19 protein-coding genes are annotated in these 20,592 nt (G+C 62.5%); 2 read left to right on the plus strand and 17 right to left on the minus strand.

Annotated elements, in window-relative coordinates:
* Positions 1-71: 71 nt before the first annotated feature.
* Positions 72-1,820 (plus strand): C4-dicarboxylic acid transporter DauA, encoded by a 1,749-nt coding sequence (gene dauA / locus RN346_RS13590; RefSeq protein ID WP_311961427.1) that lies wholly within the window; start codon positions 72-74, stop codon positions 1,818-1,820.
* Between the two features lie 51 nt (positions 1,821-1,871).
* Here the strand turns inward: dauA and RN346_RS13595 are convergent, their stop codons facing one another.
* The 7 genes from RN346_RS13595 to RN346_RS13625 all read right to left on the minus strand — a co-directional run bounded on the left by RN346_RS13595 (position 1,872) and on the right by RN346_RS13625 (position 10,843).
* Positions 1,872-3,392: an aldehyde dehydrogenase family protein gene (locus tag RN346_RS13595; protein ID WP_311961428.1), complete on the minus strand. Its 1,521-nt coding sequence runs from the start codon at positions 3,390-3,392 to the stop codon at positions 1,872-1,874.
* 149 nt (positions 3,393-3,541) lie between these two features.
* Positions 3,542-3,970 (minus strand): universal stress protein, encoded by a 429-nt coding sequence (locus RN346_RS13600; RefSeq protein ID WP_263586282.1) that lies wholly within the window; start codon positions 3,968-3,970, stop codon positions 3,542-3,544.
* A gap of 17 nt (positions 3,971-3,987) precedes the next feature.
* Positions 3,988-6,585 carry a TRAP transporter permease gene (locus RN346_RS13605; RefSeq protein WP_263586281.1) on the minus strand — a complete coding sequence of 866 codons (2,598 nt, stop codon included), beginning with the start codon at positions 6,583-6,585 and terminating at the stop codon, positions 3,988-3,990.
* Between the two features lie 162 nt (positions 6,586-6,747).
* Positions 6,748-7,728, minus strand: coding sequence for a TAXI family TRAP transporter solute-binding subunit (locus RN346_RS13610; protein WP_263586280.1), 981 nt, complete (start codon positions 7,726-7,728; stop codon positions 6,748-6,750).
* A gap of 277 nt (positions 7,729-8,005) precedes the next feature.
* Positions 8,006-9,310 carry a TRAP transporter large permease gene (locus RN346_RS13615; RefSeq protein ID WP_311961429.1) on the minus strand — a complete coding sequence of 435 codons (1,305 nt, stop codon included), beginning with the start codon at positions 9,308-9,310 and terminating at the stop codon, positions 8,006-8,008.
* The gene (locus RN346_RS13620; RefSeq protein WP_311961430.1) at positions 9,300-9,779 is read right to left on the minus strand and encodes a TRAP transporter small permease; all 480 of its coding nucleotides are present in this window, start codon (positions 9,777-9,779) and stop codon (positions 9,300-9,302) included. The genes RN346_RS13615 and RN346_RS13620 overlap by 11 nt, the downstream gene beginning before the upstream one ends.
* Positions 9,780-9,832: 53 nt before the next feature.
* Positions 9,833-10,843 carry a DctP family TRAP transporter solute-binding subunit gene (locus tag RN346_RS13625; protein WP_311961431.1) on the minus strand — a complete coding sequence of 337 codons (1,011 nt, stop codon included), beginning with the start codon at positions 10,841-10,843 and terminating at the stop codon, positions 9,833-9,835.
* 171 nt (positions 10,844-11,014) lie between these two features.
* Here RN346_RS13625 and RN346_RS13630 point away from each other — a divergent pair, with 171 nt between their 5' ends.
* Positions 11,015-11,875, plus strand: a complete 861-nt coding sequence (locus RN346_RS13630; protein WP_311961432.1) for an EamA family transporter — start codon at positions 11,015-11,017, stop codon at positions 11,873-11,875.
* Between the two features lie 19 nt (positions 11,876-11,894).
* On the opposite strand, the gene RN346_RS13635 is transcribed toward RN346_RS13630, so the two are convergent.
* The 10 genes from RN346_RS13635 to puuE all read right to left on the minus strand — a co-directional run bounded on the left by RN346_RS13635 (position 11,895) and on the right by puuE (position 20,483).
* Positions 11,895-12,440, minus strand: a complete 546-nt coding sequence (locus RN346_RS13635) for a DUF192 domain-containing protein (protein WP_311961433.1) — start codon at positions 12,438-12,440, stop codon at positions 11,895-11,897.
* Positions 12,437-13,939, minus strand: a complete 1,503-nt coding sequence (gene pyk, locus RN346_RS13640; protein ID WP_311961434.1) for a pyruvate kinase — start codon at positions 13,937-13,939, stop codon at positions 12,437-12,439. The genes RN346_RS13635 and pyk overlap by 4 nt, the downstream gene beginning before the upstream one ends.
* 75 nt (positions 13,940-14,014) lie before the next feature.
* Complete coding sequence (locus tag RN346_RS13645; protein WP_263586273.1) at positions 14,015-14,506, minus strand: ureidoglycolate lyase; 492 nt, start codon at positions 14,504-14,506, stop codon at positions 14,015-14,017.
* Between the two features lie 29 nt (positions 14,507-14,535).
* Positions 14,536-15,357, minus strand: coding sequence for a bifunctional allantoicase/(S)-ureidoglycine aminohydrolase (locus RN346_RS13650; RefSeq protein WP_311961435.1), 822 nt, complete (start codon positions 15,355-15,357; stop codon positions 14,536-14,538).
* A 140-nt stretch (positions 15,358-15,497) separates the two neighbouring features.
* The gene (locus RN346_RS13655) at positions 15,498-16,226 is read right to left on the minus strand and encodes an amino acid ABC transporter ATP-binding protein (RefSeq protein WP_311961436.1); all 729 of its coding nucleotides are present in this window, start codon (positions 16,224-16,226) and stop codon (positions 15,498-15,500) included.
* Entirely contained in the window at positions 16,207-16,863 is a 657-nt protein-coding gene (locus RN346_RS13660) for an amino acid ABC transporter permease (RefSeq protein ID WP_311961437.1), read from the minus strand. The genes RN346_RS13655 and RN346_RS13660 overlap by 20 nt, the downstream gene beginning before the upstream one ends.
* Positions 16,860-17,534 (minus strand): amino acid ABC transporter permease, encoded by a 675-nt coding sequence (locus tag RN346_RS13665; protein WP_311961438.1) that lies wholly within the window; start codon positions 17,532-17,534, stop codon positions 16,860-16,862. The genes RN346_RS13660 and RN346_RS13665 overlap by 4 nt, the downstream gene beginning before the upstream one ends.
* 8 nt (positions 17,535-17,542) lie before the next feature.
* Positions 17,543-18,397 (minus strand): transporter substrate-binding domain-containing protein, encoded by an 855-nt coding sequence (locus RN346_RS13670; protein WP_311961439.1) that lies wholly within the window; start codon positions 18,395-18,397, stop codon positions 17,543-17,545.
* A 242-nt stretch (positions 18,398-18,639) separates the two neighbouring features.
* On the minus strand, positions 18,640-19,518 hold the full coding sequence (locus RN346_RS13675; protein WP_311961440.1) for a MurR/RpiR family transcriptional regulator: 879 nt from the start codon (positions 19,516-19,518) through the stop codon (positions 18,640-18,642).
* A gap of 20 nt (positions 19,519-19,538) precedes the next feature.
* Positions 19,539-20,483, minus strand: a complete 945-nt coding sequence (gene puuE, locus RN346_RS13680; RefSeq protein WP_311961441.1) for an allantoinase PuuE — start codon at positions 20,481-20,483, stop codon at positions 19,539-19,541.
* Positions 20,484-20,592 lie beyond the last annotated feature (109 nt).

Raw genomic sequence — 20,592 nt, forward strand, 5'->3', positions numbered from 1 at the left:
GCGAGGCCGTTGTGTAAGACATTAGGGCGGCGTAATTTATCCGGGTTCGCCATTGATCCCGAGGCTTTGCCATGTCCCACGCTCCCCGTCGCTTCCAGGCCCAACTTCCGCTTCCCGGCCGCGCCCTGCTGAACACCTGGCGCGAAGGCTACACGCCTGGCAAGCTCAAGCGGGACGTGCTGGCGGGGCTCACCGTAGGCGTGGTCGCGGTGCCGCTGTCGATGGCGCTGGCGATCGCCATCGGGGTGGCGCCGCAGCATGGGCTCTACACGGCGATCGTAGCCGGGGCCATCATCGCGCTGACGGGCGGCTCACGCTTCAATATTTCAGGCCCTACCGCGGCGTTCGTGGTCATTCTCTTTCCTATCGTGGCCGAGTACGGGTTGGGCGGGCTGCTCGTCGCCACGCTCATGGCCGGTTTGATTCTGGTGGCGCTGGGGCTCGCCCGATTGGGAAGCTTGATCCAGTACGTGCCCTACCCGGTCATTCTCGGCTTTACCGCGGGCATCGGTGTGGTCATCGCGCTACTACAGGTGCCCGGCTTTCTTGGCTTGAGCGATATCGCGCTTGGCAGCAGTACGCTTAATAACCTGGTGGTGATCGGCCGCGCGCTTCCCGAGCTTTCGCCGCCGGATCTATGCATAGGGGCGGCCACGCTTGCCACCTTGATTGCCTGGCCGCGCCTGAAAACGCCAATCCCCGCACCCCTGGTGGGCCTGAGCGTTGGCACGCTGGTGGCGCTTATGCTTGCCTGGGGCGGCATTGAGGTGGCGACCATTGCCTCGCGCTTTAGCTGGGAGGCCGATGGCGTGGCGGGTAGCGGCATTCCTCCTTTCGCGCCCAGCTTTGCCTTGCCCTGGCAGCTTCCCGGCGCCAACGATGATCCGCTGACCGTCGACTTCGCGCTGATCCAGGCGCTGCTCGGCCCGGCCCTGGCAATCGCGCTGCTGGCAGCCATCGAGTCGCTTTTGTGCGCCGTGGTGGCCGACGGCCTGACCCGCACCCGGCACGACTCCAACGCCGAGCTGATCGGACAGGGGCTGGGTAACGTGATCGCGCCGTTCTTTGGCGGCATGACCGCCACCGCCGCACTTGCCCGTACCGCGACCAATATCAAAAGCGGCGCCTGTTCGCCGGTGGCCGCGCTCGTTCATTCGCTGGTCGTGCTGCTGGCAGTGGTCGCGCTGGCCGGCGCCATGGGCTACGTGCCGATGGCGGCGCTGGCCGCACTTTTGTTCATCATCGCCTGGAACATGAGCGAGGCGCGCCACTTCGTGCACACGTTGAAAAGTGCGCCGGGCAGCGACGTGGCGGTGCTGGTCATCTGCTTTTTGCTCACCGTGGTGTTCGACATGGTGATCGCGGTGGCCGTGGGCATGGGCCTGGCCGCCGCGCTGTTCATCCGGCGAATGGCAAAGCTCACCCACACTCGCCGTCTGGAGGCGCCGGAGCCCGCAGCCGCCTTCCCGGACGGCGTCGCCCACTACCGGGTCAGCGGGCCGCTCTTTTTCGGCGCCGCCGAAAAGGCAATGGCGACGCTTCGCGTGATCGACCGCGACGTGCGCATCGTGGTGCTGGAGATGCAGGAGGTGCCGAGTTTGGACGCTTCCGCGCTGGTCGCCATCGACACGCTGCGCCGGGAGCTTGCCGAGCGTGGCGTCGGCATTATCGTGGTCGGTCTGGCGCCGCGCATGGTGTTAAAGCTCAAGCGCACCGGCATCCGCCGCCAAGCGGGCCGGTTCGCCGTGGTCCGCCAGCTCGAACAGGCCAGGCGGCTGGCGCGGCGCTGGCTGGAGTTCCGGTCTGAAAAACCGGCATGAAAAACCCGGCCAGTGGCCGGGTCGCTGTGTTTCGAAAGCCCGTGGGGCGAGTTAGAAAAAGCCCATCGGGTTCACGTCGTAGCTGACCAGCAGGTTCTTGGTCTGCTGGTAGTGTTCGAGCGCCATCTTGTGGGTTTCGCGGCCGACGCCAGACTTCTTGTAGCCACCAAACGCGGCGTGGGCCGGGTACTGGTGGTAGCAGTTGGTCCACACGCGCCCGGCCTGAATGCCACGGCCCATACGAAACGCCACGTTGATGTCGCGGCTCCACACCCCGGCCCCCAAGCCGAACTCGGTGTCGTTGGCGATCGCCAGCGCCTCTTCTTCATCCTTGAAGATGGTGACCGACACCACCGGGCCGAAGATCTCCTCCTGGAAGATGCGCATCTTGTTGTTGCCTTTCAGAATCGTCGGCTCGATGTAGTAGCCGCTGTCATAGTCACCGTCGATGCTCGCCTTGTTGCCGCCGGTGAGAAACTCCGCGCCCTCTTCGCGGGCGACATCCATGTAGGACATGATCTTGTCGAACTGCTCTTGCGATGCCTGAGCGCCGACCTGCACGTCGGTATCCAGCGGGTTTCCGCGCTTGATCGCCTTGGTGCGCTCGAGCACCTTCGCCATGAACTCGTCATACATGCTCTCCTGCACCAGCGCGCGCGAGGGGCAGGTGCAGACCTCGCCCTGGTTCAAAAACGCCAGTACCAGACCTTCGACGGCCTTGTCGACGAAGCTTGGCTCGGCGTTCATGATGTCGGCGAAGTAGATGTTCGGCGACTTGCCGCCAAGCTCCACCGTGGAGGGAATGATGTTCTCGGCGGCGCACTTCAAAATGTGCGAGCCCACCGGGGTGGAGCCGGTGAAGGCGATCTTGGCGATGCGTTTGCTCGTCGCAAGGCTCTGACCGATCTCCTCGCCGAAGCCGTTGACGATGTTGACCACGCCCGGCGGCAGCAGGTCGCCCACGATCTTCATCACCTCGAGAATGGAGGCCGGCGTCTGCTCGGCGGGCTTCAGCACCACGCAGTTACCGGCGGCAAGCGCAGGCGCCAGCTTCCACACCGCCATGAGGATGGGGAAGTTCCAGGGAATGATCTGCCCCACCACGCCCAGCGGCTCGTGGAAATGGTAGGACACGGTGTTGGCGTCGATATCCGCTGCACTCCCTTCCTGGGCGCGGATGCAGCCGGCGAAATAGCGAAAGTGATCGATGGCAAGCGGCAAGTCGGCGTTCAGGGTCTCGCGTACCGCCTTGCCGTTGTCCCAGGTCTCCGCCACCGCCAGAAGCTCGAGATTCTGCTCGATGCGATCGGCCATCTTGAGCAGGATATTGCTGCGCTCGGCGGCGGAGGTCCTGCCCCAGGCGGGGGCGGCCTTGTGGGCGGCGTCGAGCGCCTTTTCCAGATCCTCGGCGCTGGATCGGGGAATCTCGCAGAACACCTGGCCGTTGACCGGGCTGAGATTGTCGAAGTACTCACCTTTCACCGGCGCCACGAATTCGCCGCCGATGTAGTTGCCGTAACGCTTTTCGAAAGTGACGACGGCGCCGCTGTCGCCCGGATTGGCGTAGATCATGGTAAGGCTCCCAAGCATTATGGTGTTTGAAACCGCTCGCTCAGTGTTGGTCACCCGGCGCGGGAACGACATTAGCCAAACGTCGCAGTCGCCGTCGCTGGCACAAAAAAAGGCGGCCGAAGCCGCCTTTTGGTGTGAAACGCGTACTGTCAGCGCACGATCATCACCGAGATTTTCGCATGGTGCACCACGTGCTCGGCGTTGGGGCCAAGCACGTAGTCGGCGAACTTGCGCCTGGTGTGGGAGGCCATGACGATCAAATCGGCGTCGATTTTCTTGCCGACCTTGATGATCGCCTCCCAGGGTGAGCCGTCGATGATCACGCTTTGGGTCGGGATATCGTTTGGGACGTGCTCATCGATGAAGGCGGCCTGAGCCTCCTTCATCCCCTCGTGGGCCTTTTGCGAAAAGTCTTTCGGAAAATAGGCCCCCACCATCGGCATCTTGAACTCCGGCAGCACGCTCACCAGGTGCAGTGACGCGCCAAAGGTCTGACACAGCGTGGCGGCCACCGGCAGCGCCTTTTTCCACGAGCTCTCTTCGTTGAGATCCACGGGCAGCAGAATTTTCTGGTACATGGCACTCTCCTGACGTTTCACGTCGCCGCGGGTGCCGGCTCGTCCTTGCGCCGACGGCCGCGCTGCAATAGGACGACCAGCGCGAACAGCCCCAGCGCCGGCAGCCACATCCACTCTTTCGTCCAGCGATTCACCGGGGCCAGTACCTCGATGATCTCCTGATCGAAATCCAGGCCCAGATCCGCTGCGGGGCTGCCGAACTCGACCATGTCTACCAGCGTCTGGTCGCCGTCGGTGTAGAGTTCCAGCCCCAGGTTCTCCATACGCTCCTCGCCGGTTTCACCCTCCGGTACCGGTATCAGCATGTAGGTGGTCAGCGGCGCGCCGAAGGCGTCTTCGCCGGCGATCTGAATACGCAGGTTGCTGCCTTCATCTACCCGCCCCAGCGCCTCGACGAACTGCGCCGGCGGGACCGAATCATACGGGTCGTGAATACGATCCATGAAGAAGCCCGGGCGGAACAGGGTGAACGCGACCAGCAGCAGCAGAATCGACTCGTACCAGCGGTTGCGGGTAATGAAGTACCCTTGGGTGCCGGCCGCGAAGATCAGCATGGCGATGGTCGCGACGATGAAGACCACGATCCCCTGGGCCACGGTGACATCGATCAACAGCAGGTCGGTGTTGAAGATGAACAGAAACGGGAGTGCTGCGGTACGCAGGCTGTAGTAGAACGCCTGGAAGCCGGTGCGGATCGGATCGCCCCCGGAGACCGCCGCGGCGGCGAAGGAGGCCAGCCCCACCGGCGGGGTGACGTCCGCCATGATGCCGAAATAGAACACGAACAGATGCACTGCGATCAGCGGTACGATCAGCCCGTTCTGCTGGCCAAGCATGACGATCACCGGCGCCATCAGGGCCGAAACCACGATGTAGTTGGCGGTGGTCGGAAGCCCCATACCGAGAATCAAACTCAGCACCGCGGTCAGCAGCAAAATCACCATCAGGTTGCCGCCGGAGAGAATCTCGACCACGTCCGCCAACACCAGGCCCACGCCGGTTTGCGACACCGCACCGACCACGATGCCCGCCGTGGCGGTGGCGATACCGATGCCGATCATGTTGCGCGCGCCGGTGACCAGGCCGTCCCAGAGATCCCAAAGGCCTTCCTTGATGTCGGCGGCCATCTGACTACGGCCTCTAAAGAGCGCGATGATCGGGCGCTGGGTGACCATGATGAAAATCATGAACACGGTCGCCCAGAAGGCCGATAGACCCGGTGAAAGACGCTCGACCATCAGACACCACACCAGCACGACGACCGGCAGAATGTAATGAAGCCCCACCATCACCGTCGGCCGGGTTTGTGGAAGCTTCACCACCGCCTGGTTGGGGTCGTCGACCTCGAGTTCCGGGTAGCGAGCGCCGATCTTCAAAAGGCCGATATAGATCACCGCCAGCCCTACCGATACGACCCAGGGGGTCGCCTCGCCCAGCACCGGCTTGAGCCAACCCAGCCCGTAATAGACGCCGATGGAGAGCGCCATCAGCAGTAAAAGCCCGGTCAAAAAGCCGATCACCTTGTTCAACAGCGGGCGCGGCGGGTTGCCCGAGGGCAAACCGCGCATGTCCGCCTTCAGCGCTTCCAGGTGAACGATGTAAATCAGCGCGATATAGGAGATCAGCGCCGGCAGAAACGCGTGCTTGATGACTTCGACGTAGGAGATGCCCACGTACTCGACCATCAAGAACGCCGCCGCGCCCATGACCGGCGGCATGATCTGACCGTTGACCGACGACGACACTTCCACCGCCCCGGCTTTTTCGGCGCTAAAGCCGACCCGCTTCATCATCGGAATGGTGAACGTGCCGGTGGTGACGGTATTGGCGATCGAGGAGCCGGAGATCAAACCGGTCATGCCCGAGGCCACCACGGCGGCCTTCGCCGGGCCACCCTTGAAGTGGCCCAGCATCGAGAAGGCCACCTTGATGAAATAGTTGCCGGCGCCGGCCTTGTCGAGCAGCGCGCCAAACAGGACGAACAGGAATACGAAGCTGGTCGACACCCCCAGCGCAATGCCGAACACGCCCTGGGTGCCGAGCCACTGGTGGTTGATCAGCCCGCCCAGGCTCACGCCGCGGTGCGCGAGAATGCCGGGCATGTAAGGGCCAAAGAGCGAATAGGCGATAAACACCGCGGCGACCACCATCAAGGGTGGCCCGAGCGCGCGCCGGGTCGCCTCCAACAGCATGACGATACCCACCACGCCGACCACGATGTCCTGGGTGATCGGACGCCCGGCTCGGGTGGCGAGATCGTCATAAAAGATAAATAGATAAGCACCGCAGAACGCGGCCACGGCGGCGAACGCCCAGTCCTGCAGCGGCACGCGGTCGCGCGGCGAGCGCTTGAGCGCGGGGTAGGCCATAAAGGCAAGAAAGAGCGCAAAGGCCAGGTGGATCGAACGCGATTGGGTCGCGCTGAACACGCCAAACCCCAGCATGTAAGGCAGCGGCGAGGCGATCCAGAGCTGGAACAGCGACCAGACGGCGGCAATACCCACCAACAGCTTGCCCGGCGCCCCCAACGGTTTGCGCGCGCCGGTATCGCTTGAGGCAACCATATCGTCCAGGTCGTTTCGCGCGGCGCCCGAGGATGTTTTTTCGTCTTGCATACGCTTGTCCTTTTCAAGATCCGCGCCGGTCGATCGCGCCGTAGGCGACGCTTTCGACGTGATGTATAACGTCGCTTCCAACGAAAGCGCGGACACCCTGGGCGCCCGCGCTTGTCGTTCTCTCAAGGCGCTATCGGTACCTGCCGCCTAGCGCTTGTCGGCTCACTCGATCCAGCCACGCTCACGATAGTAGCGCTCGGCGCCGGCGTGCAGCGGCGCGGTCAGGCCGTCGGAGATCATGTCTTCTTCGTTCAGGTTCTCGAACGCCGGGTGCAGGCGCTTGAAGCGGTCGAAGTTCTCGAACACGGCTTTCACGGTTTCGTAGATCACGTCTTCGTCGACATTGGTGGAGGAGACGAACGTCGCCGCCACGCCGAAAGTTTCGACGTCTTCGTCGTTGCCGCGGTACAGACCGCCCGGAATCACGGAGCGGGTGTAGTAGGGATACTCTTCGATCAGGCTGTCGATTTCGTCACCGGTCACCGAGACCAGCTTGGCATCGATGGTGGTGGTCGCTTCCTGGATGGAGCCGTTGGGATGGCCGACCACGTAGACCATGGCGTCGATGTTGTTGTCAGACAGCGCAGCGGCCTGTTCGGCGGCGTCGAGCTGGGAGGCGAGCGCGAAGGTATCTTCGTCCCAACCAAAGGCGTCCATCACCACGTCCATGGTGTTGCGCTGACCAGAACCGGGGTTACCGATGTTCACACGCTTGCCCGGGAAATCGCTGATGTTCTCGATACCGGCGTCGGCACGGGCGACTACGGTGAGCGGCTCGCCGTGCATGGTGAAAACGGCGCGCATCTCTTCCCACGGGCCCTCTTCTTCGAAGTTGGCTTCGCCGTTGTAAGCGCGGTACTGCACGTCAGACTGCACCACACCCATGTCCAGGTCGCCGTTTTTCATGCCGTTGACGTTGGCGACCGAGCCGCCGGTGGACGGCGCGTTACAGCGAATGTTGTGCTCTTCGCTGCCGCGGTTGACCATGCGGCACACCGACTGGCCGACGACGTAGTACACGCCGGTCTGACCGCCGGTACCGATGGTGATGTAGCGTTCCTGGGCAACCGCCGGGCTTGCAAAGCTTGCCGCGGCAATCAGCGCGCCTGAAAAGGCTGCGGTCGAAAATACATGGCGCTTCATGGGCACACCTCTTTCTCTTTTGTGAGCATTATTCGTTTTAAACCACCCGTTTATCGGATCCCTTGGGCGATACCGTTCAAAACGCTTGTGAGACAGTCTGTTAACTCTATGGAGCGACTCTGCCAATCGGCGGCAAAGGTTCATTCACTTTAGCGAAAAATTCAACCCTTGGCGAAAACGCGTCCCCTCTTTCGACCGAGTATATGAAATCCCCGGTCAAACGCACGTTTAGCCTCACGCGCATTTTAAACGCTGGCGCCAGCCGCTTTCCCGGGCTCTACACGTTGTAGCCCAGCACCGTTGGCAGCCAGAGCGCGATACCGGGAAACAGCGCCACGATGGCCATCGCGCAGGCCATGGCGGCAACGAACACCAGCGCCCAGCCCAGCGTATGCTCGAGACGGATCTTTGCCACTTCCGTGGTGACCATCAAATTCACCGCTACCGGCGGTGTAAACTGGCCGATGGCGATGTTCATGGCCAGCAAAATACCGAACCACACCGGGTTCCACTCGAAGTGCTGCATGACCGGAATCAGAATCGGCATCAGGATCAAATAGATCGAAATGGCATCGAGCAGCATCCCGGCGATCAGCACCGCCAGCATCACCAGTACCAGCAGCAGCGCGCCGTTGTCGGTCAGCCCAATCATCCACTCCGCCAAATGACGGAAGGTGCCGAGCATGGTGCCCGCCCAGGCGAACACCCCGGCCAGTGCGATGATCAGCATCACGACGCCGGAGATGATCGCCGCCTCGCCCAGCAGCGCCCAGAGATCCTTGAGCGAGAGCTCGCGCGTGAGAAAAAGCCCCACCAGCGTGCCGTAGGCGACCGCGACGACCGCCGCCTCGGTCGGTGTGAATAGCCCCGAGCGCAGCCCGCCGAGAATCAGCACGGGGGCAAACAGCGCCGGCAGCGCCTGCTTGAACGCCGCGCCCACGCTCAGGCGCTCGGCATCGCTCTGCGGCGTGCTGCCCTCCCAGCCGTAGCGCTTGGCCAGCAGCATCGCCGGTATCAGCAGCGAAAGCCCCGCCAGAATGCCCGGGAAGAGCCCGGCGGCGAACAGCGCGCGAAGATCCACCCCGGGCACCACGATGGAGTAGAGAATCAGCGCCACCGAGGGCGGAATCAGAATCGCGGTGGAGGCGGAGGCCGCAATCAGCGTGGCGGAAAACGGCTTGGGGTAGCCCGCCTTCGTCATGCTCGGCAGCATCACCATCGCCACGGCCGCCGCATCCGCCGGGCCGGAGCCTGACATGCCGCCCATGATCATGCACACCAGCACCGCGACCAGCGCAAGGCCGCCGTGGCGCGGGCCGATCAGCGCCTGGGCGAAGCGCACCAGACGCAGCGCCACGCCGGAGCGCTCGAAGATCAGCCCGGTCAAAATGAACAGCGGAATGGCGATCAACGGGTATTTGGCGATGCTGTTGTAAGTGTTGGTGCCAAGCGTTGCCAGCATATCCGGCGAAAGCCCGGTAACGATACCGACCGAGCCCGCCAGCGCCAGCGAAAACGCCACCGGCACCCCGGCGATCAAGAGCCCGGCGAAGGCGAGCAGCATCCAGAGATCAGGGGTCATCGCGCAGGTCTCCACTCAATCGTTCGCGGGTCTGCTGAACGAGGCGCCAAAGCATCAGCGCCGAGAGCACCGGCAGCCACACCAGATACCACCACTGGGGCAGTCCAAGCCCGGGCGACAACGACTCCCACTGATACTCCTGAAAGGCGAGTTTGCCGCCGTACCAGGTAATCAGCGCCAGCACCAGAAACCCACAGGCGCCCTGGAAAAGAATCAGCGCGCCGCGCCATTTTTCCGGCAGCATGCGCTCGAGAAAGCTGATACGGATATGGCGGTTGCGCCGGAGCGCCACGCTGGCGCCGGCAAAGGTCAGCACCACCAGCAAAAACACGGAAAACTCTTCGGTAAACGAGAACGAACCGCCGGTCAGGTAGCGCGTCACCACGTTACCCAGACTGATCAACGAAATGACGATCAACGATAGCGCGCCCAGCCAACGCTCGAGGCGCGCATCGGAAAATGGTTGCATGATAGCCTCTAAAGGGTAGCGCTACCGGCCAACGCCGGTAGCGGATCTGGCGCTTAGCGCGCATCGATGGCCGACTGCGCCGACTCCATGAGCTCCTCGCCGATGCGCGGCGCCCACTTTTCCAGGACGTTTTGGGTCGCCTCACGAAAGGCCTGGTACTCGTCATCACTTAGCTCGGTGACGGTGACGCCGCGCTCTTCGATCGCCGCCAGGCGCTCGCTCTCCTGCTCGCGGGTCATGCTGATTTCCCAGGCGCCGGCCTCTTCGGCGGTTTCGCGAAGCCAAGTCTGCTCCTCTTCACTCAGTGAGCCCCACACCTGCTGGTTGACCGCGAAGATCAGCGGATCATTCATGTAGTTCCAGAGCGTCAGGTACTCCTGACCGACCTGGTCGATGCGCGCGGCGTCGAACACCGACAGCGGGTTCTCCTGGCCGTCGACGGCGCCGGTGGTCAGCGCGGGCTGGGCGTCGGTCCAGCTCATCTGGGTCGGGTCGGCGCCCAGCGCTGCAAAGGTGTCCTGGAACAGCGGCGAGCCGACGACGCGAATCTTGAGCCCGTCGAGGTCGTCCGGGGCGCTGATCGGGCCGCTCGAGTTGGAGACCTGGCGAAAGCCGTTCTCGCCCCAGGCCAGCGGCACGATACCGCGCGACTCGATCGCCTCGAACACCATGTCGCCCGCCTCGCCTTGGGTCACGGCGTCGACGGCGGCGACATCGGGGATGAAAAACGGCAGCGAGAACAAATTGAGCTCCGGCACTTGGGGCGACCAGTTGATGGTCGAGCCCACCGCGGCATCGATCAGCCCGGAGCGCATGGCGGAGAACTCGCGGGTCTGATCACCGGAAACCAGCTGCGAGTTGGGGTAGACCCGCAGCGTCAGCTCGCCGTCGCTGCGCTCTTCCAAAAGCTCGGCCCACTTTTCTGCCGCCTGCCCCCAGGGGAAGGCGTCGGACAGCACCGTGGAAACGGAAAGCTCGCGCGCCTGGGCGGAAACGGCCAGCGTCAAGAGCGCGGCACCGGTCAGGCCCAGGCCTGCGCGGGAGAGGTGGCGTGTCAGCGTCATGAGGATTCCTTTTTATCTGGTTTTTATAGGGGATGTGCAAGGGCGCGGCGGTCGTTGGCCCGCGCGCGCCTCGCCTATTGTAGGCACTTGAAGGGCGAAGGGAAGAGAGCCGGGCTGTTATGATGGTCGCGCCACTTTGAATCATCCTCTTTTCAACGACAGGACACTGCCGTGCCGCTACGCGATTTACTTCTGGGCCTTCTGGTCGTGGCCATCTGGGCGCTCAATATCGTCGTCATCAAGGTGGGCGTGGCGGAACTTCCGCCGCTGTTGATGACCACGCTGCGCTTTGCGCTGGTCGCCCTTCTGCTGGTGCCCTTCTATCCGGTGCCGCGCGCCCAGCTGCCGTTTCTGCTGCTGTTATCCGTCACCTTCGGTACGCTGCACTTCGCCATGCTGTTCATCGGCCTTGGTCAGTCCGAGGCGGGCACCGGCGCGCTTTTGGTACAGATGGGCACGCCGTTTGCGACGATTCTGGCGGTCGTCTTTCTCAAGGAGAAGCTGGGGCCCAAGCGGCTGGCGGGACTGTTGCTATCGTTTGCCGGCGTGGTGGTGCTGGCGGGTGGCCCCACGCTGCCCTCGCCGCTGCCGCTTGGCATTCTGCTTTTGAGCGCGCTGGGCTGGGCGGTGTCGCAACTTTTGATCAAGCGCGGCCCAGCCATCGCGCCGCTGGCGCTGGCGGGCTGGATCGCGCTATTCGCAGTGCCCCAGGTCGCGCTCGGCTCCTGGCTTTTCGAGAACGGGCAGTGGCAAGCCATTCGCTCGGCGGGCCTGGCCGGCTGGGGCGCGGTGTTCTATACCGCGGTGATGTCGTCGATCCTTGCCTACGGTATCTGGTACGCGCTGCTGCGCCGCCACCCGGTCAACAAGGTGGTGCCGATGACGCTGCTGGTACCGGTACTGGCGGTGGGGCTGGGGGCGCTTCTGATGGGCGACCCCCTGGGCATACACAAGCTCGCCGGCGGCGGCCTGGTGGTCGCCGGGGTGGGGCTGATTCTACTGCGTTTTAAAAAGCGCCGCCCGGCGGTTTAGGTCACCACCGGGCGAGCATTCAGGCGTCGGGCCGGCAGAAGCCGGCCAGCGCCGGCACGGAGACGCAGTCGCCCACCTGAATACCGCGCGCCTCGAAGTAGCCGGCGTTGACCTCCAGCGCCGAGGTGAACGGCGCGCCCGCCGGGTAGGTCGGGCACTCGCGGGCGGCCTCGGACTCGCACGGGGGCATGGTGTTGATCGCGACGATCCGCCCCTGGTCATCGATGAAGGCGATATCCAGCGCGATCAGCGTATTGAACATCCAGAAGGCATTGCCCGCGGGCTGCTCGCGCTCGAAGCGAAACAGCATGCCGCGCTCTTCGGGCAGGTGCTCGCGTCCCATCAGCCCTTTTTGGCGCTGCGAGATCGTCTCGGCCACTTCGACATCCAGCCGATGCGGGCCCTGCTCGGTGTGAATGGTCAGCGGCAGCGTCCCGGCCTCTGGTGCCGCCGCTTTCGCCCCCTCTGGCTCGGCGGCGAAGAGATTGAAGGCGGGGGTCGCTACGCTGGCGACGAGCGCCGCGCCCAGCGCGGTTTTGATGAGTTTGCGACGCGACAGGTTCATGAGGCGTCTCCGCTTGCGCTTTCGCGGGCGCTTTGATGCTGATCGGAAATCGACATCACCTTCATGGTATTGGTGCCGCCGTGGGCATTCATGTGATCGCCGCGCGTCAAAATGACGTGATCGCCGGGGCGTGCCACGCCCTGCTTGACGAGCATCTCGAGCGCCCGGTCGTTGAGCTCGGTCGCGCTCATCCGAGAGGTATCGAAAGGCAGTGACACCACGCCGCGATAAAGCGCCATGCGCCGCTGGGCGATGGGGTTATGGGCCAGGCCCACGATCGGCAGGCCCGAACTGATGCGCGAGGCGATCAGCGGCGTATAGCCCGAGGCGGTCATGCAGGCGATCGCGACCACGCCTTTCATGTGGTTGGCGGCGTACATCGCGGAGAGCGCGATGGTCTCGTCGGCCTGGGTGAAGCCTTCGTGGATGCGGTGACCGGACTCCTGAACGGTACGCTCGCGCTCGGCGCCCAGACACACTCGCGCCATCGCCTGAATGGTTTCGACCGGATAGTCGCCGGCGGCGGTTTCGGCGGAGAGCATCACCGCGTCGCTGCCGTCGAGCACGGCGTTGGCCACGTCGAACACCTCGGCGCGGGTCGGCAGCGGCGCCGAAATCATGCTTTCCATCATTTGGGTCGCCGTAATCACCGCGCGGTTGAGCGTGCGGGCCCGCTTGATCATGCGCTTTTGCACGCCGACCAGTTTGGCATCGCCGATCTCCACGCCCAGATCGCCCCGGGCGACCATCACCGCTTCCGAGGCCTCGATGATGCCGTCGAGCGTGGCCTCGTCCGCCACCGCCTCGGCGCGCTCCACCTTGGCGACCAGGCCGATCTCGGCGCCCTCGTCACCCAGCAGGCGCCGGGCTTCCTGCATGTCCGCGGCCGAGCGCGGAAAGGAGATCGCCAGATAATCGACGCCGATCTCGACGGCGGTCTTGAGATCCGCCTTGTCCTTGTCAGTCAGCGCCGGCGCGGAGAGCCCGCCGCCCTGCTTGTTGATGCCCTTGTGGTTGGAGAGCTTGCCGCCGACCACGACCTCGGTATGCACCTGCTGGCCCTCGACACGGGTGACATCGAGCACCACGCGGCCGTCGTCGAGCAGTAGCCGGTCGCCAGCGGCCACGTCCTCGGCCAGTGTCTTGTAGTCGCAGCCGACGCCGTGAATATCGCCGGCGTCGCTATCCATCGTCATATCGAGCACGAAGGGCTGGCCCTCCTCGAGCACCACCTTTCCTTCCCTGAAGCGCGCGATGCGAATCTTCGGGCCCTGCAAATCACCCAAAGCGGCCACGCTTCTCCCCAGCCGCGCGGCAATCTCGCGTACGCGCGTGAGTCTTTCGCGGTGGTCATCGGCGGTGCCGTGGGAGAAGTTGAGACGCACCACGTCCACCCCCGCCTTCAACATGGCTTCGAGAACGCCTTCGCGGTCGCTGGCGGGGCCGAGCGTAGCGACGATCTTGGTACGGCGAATAGGCGGTGCGGTGCGCTGGCTCATGGAAGTCCTGATCGTTGGTGAAGTTGGCTGACAGCTTAGCAAATTAATGTGACGAACAGGCAAACGCCCTCGCCGCTATTCGTCGAGAGCCACCACGATCTCAAGCGGGTATTCGTCGCAGTTGGCGCCCTCCCCGCCACGGTCGACCACCAGAAACTCCCCCTCGCACTCGAGCACCGAGTTGATCGCGTGCCAGGTGCCTGCGGCGTAGTTCACGCCCTGGCGGCCATCGGTCACGAACGCGCGCACCTCGCGTGGGTCGATCGTATCGCCCTTGGGCGCCACCACGACGATAAAGCGCTCGCCGTGCAGCGGCATGAAGGCCTGGCTGCCCTGGGGGTGGCGCTCTAGAAAGGTGAGCTCAAGCGGGAGCGTTACCGGTTGGCTGACGAAAATGTTGATCAGCGTGTGGGCGTTCTCGCCTAATGTTTCCACCCGCGCCAGATCGTGGTGGCGCTGGGTGCGCCCGGCGTTGATGGCAAACGAGGGCGACGTTCGGGCGTCGATCACCTCGCCAAAGGGGGCGAAGGTTTCCGCGGTCAGCGGCGCGGCGGTCAGTTCGAGCATATCAAACTCCTTTGGCCTGGGCGGGTGAGTTAAAACTTGAGCGCCGCGTGGCGGTTCACATCCTTGTAAAGCAGGTAACGAAACGGGCCCGGGCCGCCGGCGTAGCAGGCCTGCGGGCAGAAGGCGCGCAGCCACATGAAGTCGCCGGCTTCCACCTCGACCCACTGCTGGTTCAGGTGATACACCGCCTTGCCTTCCAGCACGTAGAGGCCATGCTCCATGACGTGGGTTTCATCGAAGGGAATCACGCCGCCGGGCTGGAAGTTGACGATGGTCACGTGCATGTCGTGGCGCACATCTGCCGGGTCAACAAAGCGGGTCGTCGACCAGCGCCCGTCGGTGTCCGGCATCTCGTTGGGCAAGATCTCCTGCTCGTTGGTCACGAACGCATTGGGCACGTCGATGCCCTCGACATACTCATACGCCTTGCGAATCCAGTGAAAGCGCACGGGCGCGCGGGTGTCGTTGCGCACCTGCCAATTACTGGCCGGCGGAATGAAGGCGTAGCCGCCGGGCGCCATGACGTGGCGCTCGCCTTCGAGGGTCAGCGTGAGCTCGCCTTCGACCACGAACAGCACGCCTTCGGCTTTCGGGTCGAGCTCGGGCTTGTCGCTGCCGCCGTCCGGCTGCACTTCCATGATGTACTGCGAAAACGTCTCGGCGAAGCCGGAGAGTGGCCGCGCCAGCACCCAGGCCCGGGTGCTTTCCCAAAACGGCAGGTTGCTGGTCACGATATCGCGCATCACCCCTTTCGGAATCAGCGCGTAAGCCTCGGTGAACACCGCCCGGTCGGCGGTGAGCTGAGTCTGCGGCGGATGGCCGCCCTGGGGGGCGTAGTAGTTATTGGACATTGTTGACTCTTTTAACAGGAAAACGGCGAACCCATCTTGTATACAAGATTTGATCGCCGTAGTGAAGCGTTCGGGCACCTCCAACTTGCGCCTTTACAGGCGTTTTCGCCTTCAGTGCCGTTTATCGAGGGAATGAAAATCTAGAGCACGGCGGAGATGAACTGCTTGAGTTCGGGGGTTTTAGGCTCGGCGAACAGCAGGGCCGGCTCGCCCTGCTCATGAATACGTCCCTGATGCATAAAGACTACGCGGTCGGCGACGTCGCGGGCGAAGCCCATCTCGTGGGTGACGAGAATCAGCGTCATACCTTCCGTCGCTAGCGCCTCCAGCACGCGCAGCACTTCACCCACGAGTTCCGGGTCGAGCGCCGAGGTCACTTCATCGCACAGCAATACCTTGGGGCGCATGGCAAGCGCGCGCGCAATGGCGACCCGCTGCTGTTGGCCACCAGAAAGCTGGGCTGGGAAAGCGTCGTACTTATCGGCCAGGCCCACCTTGGAGAGCACTTCGCGCGCCAAGGGCTCCACGTCATTACGCGCTTGGCCGCGCACCACGATCGGCGCCAGACAGACGTTTTCACCAACCGTTTTATGGGGAAAAAGGTTGAAGCTTTGAAACACCATCCCGACGTTTTCGCTCAGCGCCTTGGGCGACATGGAGCCCGCGTCGAGCTCCTTGCCGGCAATCGTGATGGACCCTTGATCGTGCGGCTCCAACTGATTGAGGCAGCGCAAAAGCGTGCTCTTGCCCGAACCGCTGCGACCGATGATGGCGATGACTTCGCCTTGCGCAACGTCGAGGTCGATACCCTTAAGCACCTGCAGGTCGCCAAAGGCTTTATGAACGTTATCAACGCAAACCAGCGTCATAGAGTTTTTTCTCCAGATAGCGCGCGTAGCAAGACAGTGGGAAGCAGAGCGCAAAGTAAAGAAGGGCCACCAGCGCGAAAATAGTGAAGGGCTCGAAAGTGGCATTATTGAGCATGGTGCCGGCCTTGGTCAGCTCGACGAAACCGATGATCGAGGCAAGTGCCGTTCCTTTGACGACCTGAACCGAAAACCCCACCGTAGGGGGCACCGACAACCTAAGCGCCTGTGGCAAAATCACGTGACGCATGCTTTGGTAATAGCTCATACCGAGCACCCGAGCGGCGTGCCACTGACCCTTGGCGACCGCCTCCAGACAGCCACGCCAGATATCGCACAAGAACGCGCTGGTGAAGAGCGTCAGCGCAATGGAGGCGGCAAGCCAAGCGGAAATCGGCTGGCCCAGCGCCGCAGCGCCGAAAAAAATCAAAAACAGCTGCATCAAAAGCGGCGTGCCTTGAAATAGATCGACGTATAGCGCCGTCAAACGCTGAAGCCAGCGCTGGCTCGACAGGCGCAGGAAGGTCAGCAGGATCCCGACCACGGCGCCACCGGCGAAAGCGATCAGCGACAGCACCACGGTCCAGCGCGCTGCCAGCAAAAGATTGCGCAGAATGTCCCAAAAGGTAAATTCGATCACCGCATCTCTCCTCGCTGATAGGCAAATACCCGGCTGCTCACCAGCATGAAGGCGCGGCGCAGGCCGAAGGCGAGTAGTAGATAGACCAGCGTAATCAGCAGATACACCTCGAAGCTTCTGAAGTTACGCGACTGGACGAAGTTAGCGGCGTAGGTCAGATCGAACACTGAAATTTGCGATACCACCGCCGAGCCGAGCATCACGATGATCGCTTGGCTGATTAGCGAGGGATAAACGCGAGCGAACGCGGGCACCAGCACGATATGGCGATAGCTTTGCAGCGACGACATGCCCAGCGCGCGACCGGCTTCGAGCTGACCCTTGGCCGTTGCGCCAATGCCGGCGCGCAGAATTTCAGCACTATAGGCGGCCAGGTTCAGCGTCATGGCGATGAGCGCTGCGGTGATCGCATCGATCTTGATACCCAGCCCCGGCAGGCCGAAAAAAATGAAAAAGAGCTGCACGATGAACGGCGTATTACGGGTGACTTCGACGTATGCGTTTAGCCCCCAGCGCACACCGCGCCGGCCGTGGGTACGCAGATAAGCGACCACTACGGCCAGCAGAATACCCGTCAGCGTGGTCACGACGGTCAGCACGACCGTTGTGAAAAGCCCTTTGAGCAAGTCGTCGGTGTAGGGCAGAAGCGTTTGAAAATCCAGTGATCCCATGGCGTCGCTCAGCTACCAAAACCGTCGGGTAGATCGGCGCTGAGCCAGCGCTGGGAAAGTTCGTTGAGGGTGCCGTCCTCGAGTGCCTGACCGATCAGACGATTAACCTCGGCCTTTAGCGCCGGTTCATTCTTGTTCATACCTACATAGCAGGGCGAATCCTTGAGCTGATAGATCAGCGAAGGCGCGCGGTTACTATTGCGTTCGGCGATCTCGGCGGCGACCAGGTTACCCGTGGCAACGTAATCGACCTGCCCGGACAAAAACGCCGAAATAGTGGTCGCATTGTCCTCGAAGCGCTGAATGGTCGTGGAGTCCGGTGCAATATTGGAAAGCTCCATGTCCTCTACCGCGCCGCGCGTCGCGCCAATGGTCATACCGGCCAGCTCTTTTGGAGTGTCGAGTCGCTCATCCGGGTCGGCGCTGAAAACGCCCAGAAAGAAAGGTGCGTAAGCATCCGAAAAATCGATTGCCGCTTCACGCTCGGGGTTTTTACCCAAACTCGAAATCACCAGATCGGCCTGGCCGGTTTGCAGATAGGGTATGCGGTTGGCGCTCGTCACGGTGATCAGTTCGAGCGTGACCCCCATCTCGTCTGCCAGATAGTTCGCCATATCGATATCGTAGCCGCGCGGCTGAAGATCCGGGCCGACCGAGCCGAAAGGGGGAAAGTCCTGAGGCACCGCGATCCGAATGGTGCCGCGTGATTCGATATCTTCGAGCGCATCGGCACTTGCGGTGGCGCTCACTGCCAGACTGCCAAGTCCGAGAATCGCCGCCACGCCGGTAGCGACGATACCGGACTGAAGCCGCTTGGCCAGACCTGACCTGCCATTTTGGGTGCTTTGATGTATCGCTTTCACGCTGCTCTCCTCTTGTGTCGGCCACTTTTGGCGTCGATTCGCTAAAGCACCGGTGAAAAAATCGTTTCATGAACGAGCTCAAGAAACTTTCGTTTCACATAAAGCAATAAGGAGACCAGCCGCAATAAAAAACCCTCTAAATAGAGGGTTAACTGCAATTGAAAAGATTTTCGAGTCATTAAATACGAAGCATTACCGCATTGATGCCAGCAAAAGGTGCGTTGCGTGATGTCCAGGCACCATTATTGACACGCATCCCAGTCGACGCTCATCACCGCAGTCTCGAGTTCGTCGAGCTCGCTATAACCGTCGCTGATCTGGCTGATACGTTCTCGCCCCTGAGCGAGGCGCTGATGCAGTACCGAATTGGCCAGTAGGCAGATCAGGCTGTTGGCCGTAGCGTAGCTGTCAAAAGCCGAAAGACTTTCGAGCGGCGTTTCCAAAAACCAGGTAGCTCGGGCGGCCATGCCTGTCGCCGTCGGGTCTGCGATCAACAGACAGCGGGCCGGTGAACGTGCCAACGCCTCTATCAGTTTGGACAGCGCGCGAGGCCGCCGGCGAAAACCGAACAGCACCACGACGTCGTCGGTGGTGAGATCGACGATTTCCTCGGCAAGCGACTGGTTGGGCTGTGGGGCCAGACGCACCTGAGCCCGTGCCTGGATCAGCTGCTGGCGAAAGTGTAGTGCCAAGGGGTAGCTGTTGCGAAATCCCATCACCACTACCTGGCGCGCCGAGCAAAGCGCGTCGACTGCGCTCGCTATATCGCCCGTATCCAACCGGCCCAAGCCGCGCTGCAGGTTTTCCTGCTCGCGCTGAAGGTGACGCGCCAGGGCGCCCCCGCCTTCCTCTGCCATGTCATCGGATTCGATGACCAGCGGCACGCCCAGGTTTCGAAGCTGACGGGCGTGCGTTTTGACGTTGCGAAAGCTCTCGAATCCCAGCCGCTTGAACAGGCGGCTGACGGTCGATTTCGACACGCCGGTCAGCCGCGCCAGGTCCGCGGCACTGTAGACGGCCAGATCGTCGAAGTGATCCAGAATGAAGCTCGCCACCCGCTGTTCCTGAGCGCTAAGCGATTCGAACTGGGCGGCGATGCGCTGTCCTATATGGGGCGTCATGGCTCTCCAAACGGATAAGGTTAAAGTGCCGGCGCCGGGTGATGCTCGGCCCAGTGGCGGGCGATGTCCACACGGCGCGTCACCCAGACGCGGTCGTGGGCTTCGATGTGGTCCAGAAAGCGCTGCAGCGCGCGAAAGCGCCCGGGGCGTCCCAGCAGGCGGCAGTGCATGCCCACGGAGAGCATTTTGGGCGCTTCCTCACCTTCGGCGTAGAGGACGTCGAAGGCGTCGCGCAGATAACTAAAGAAGTGATCCGAGGTGTTGAAGCCCTGGGGCGAGGCGAAGCGCATGTCGTTGGTGTCGAGCGTATAGGGCACGATCAGATGGTTGTGATCGCTGCCTTGGCTGTCGGTCACGCGGCTCCAGAACGGCAGGTCGTCGCCGTAGTAGTCGCTGTCGTACAAGAAGCTGCCTTCATCGACCACCAGCCGCCGGGTGTTGGGGCTGTCGCGGCCGGTGTACCAGCCTTCGGGCTTTTCGCCGTACAAGCGCTCGAAGATGTCCATCGCCTTTTGCAGGTGATCGCGCTCGATGTGTTCGGGCACTTCCTGATAGTGGATCCAACGGTAGCCATGGCAGGCAATTTCGTGGCCCAGCTCCTTGAAGGCGTGGGCCACTTCCGGGTGGCGCTCCAGCGCCATGGCCACGCCGAACACGGTCAGCGGCAGACCGCGACGCTCGAATTCACGCAGGATACGCCAGACGCCTGAGCGCGAGCCGTATTCATAGATCGACTCCATGCTGAGATGGCGCGAGCTGTAGCTCGCTGCCCCGATGATCTCGGAAAGAAACTGCTCGGAGCCGACGTCGCCATGCAGCACCGAGTTTTCCCCGCCCTCTTCGTAGTTAAGCACGAACTGTACGGCAATTTTCGCCTTGCCGGGCCAGTTGGCGTGGGGCGTCTTTTGCCCGTAGCCGACCAAATCGCGCGGATAGAAGCTGGAGGCCTGCTCTTTCGTGGACATCGTGGTATCTCCCTGATTGTTGGCGGGACTTCTTTGTATACAAGGTAAACAGTTCGGCGCCCGGTCGCAACGCACCCGCATTCCGGCAACTTTTACATGCCGGTTTTTA

It is taken from the genome of Halomonas sp. PAMB 3232 (assembly GCF_031954225.1).
In the GTDB taxonomy this organism is placed as follows: domain Bacteria; phylum Pseudomonadota; class Gammaproteobacteria; order Pseudomonadales; family Halomonadaceae; genus Vreelandella.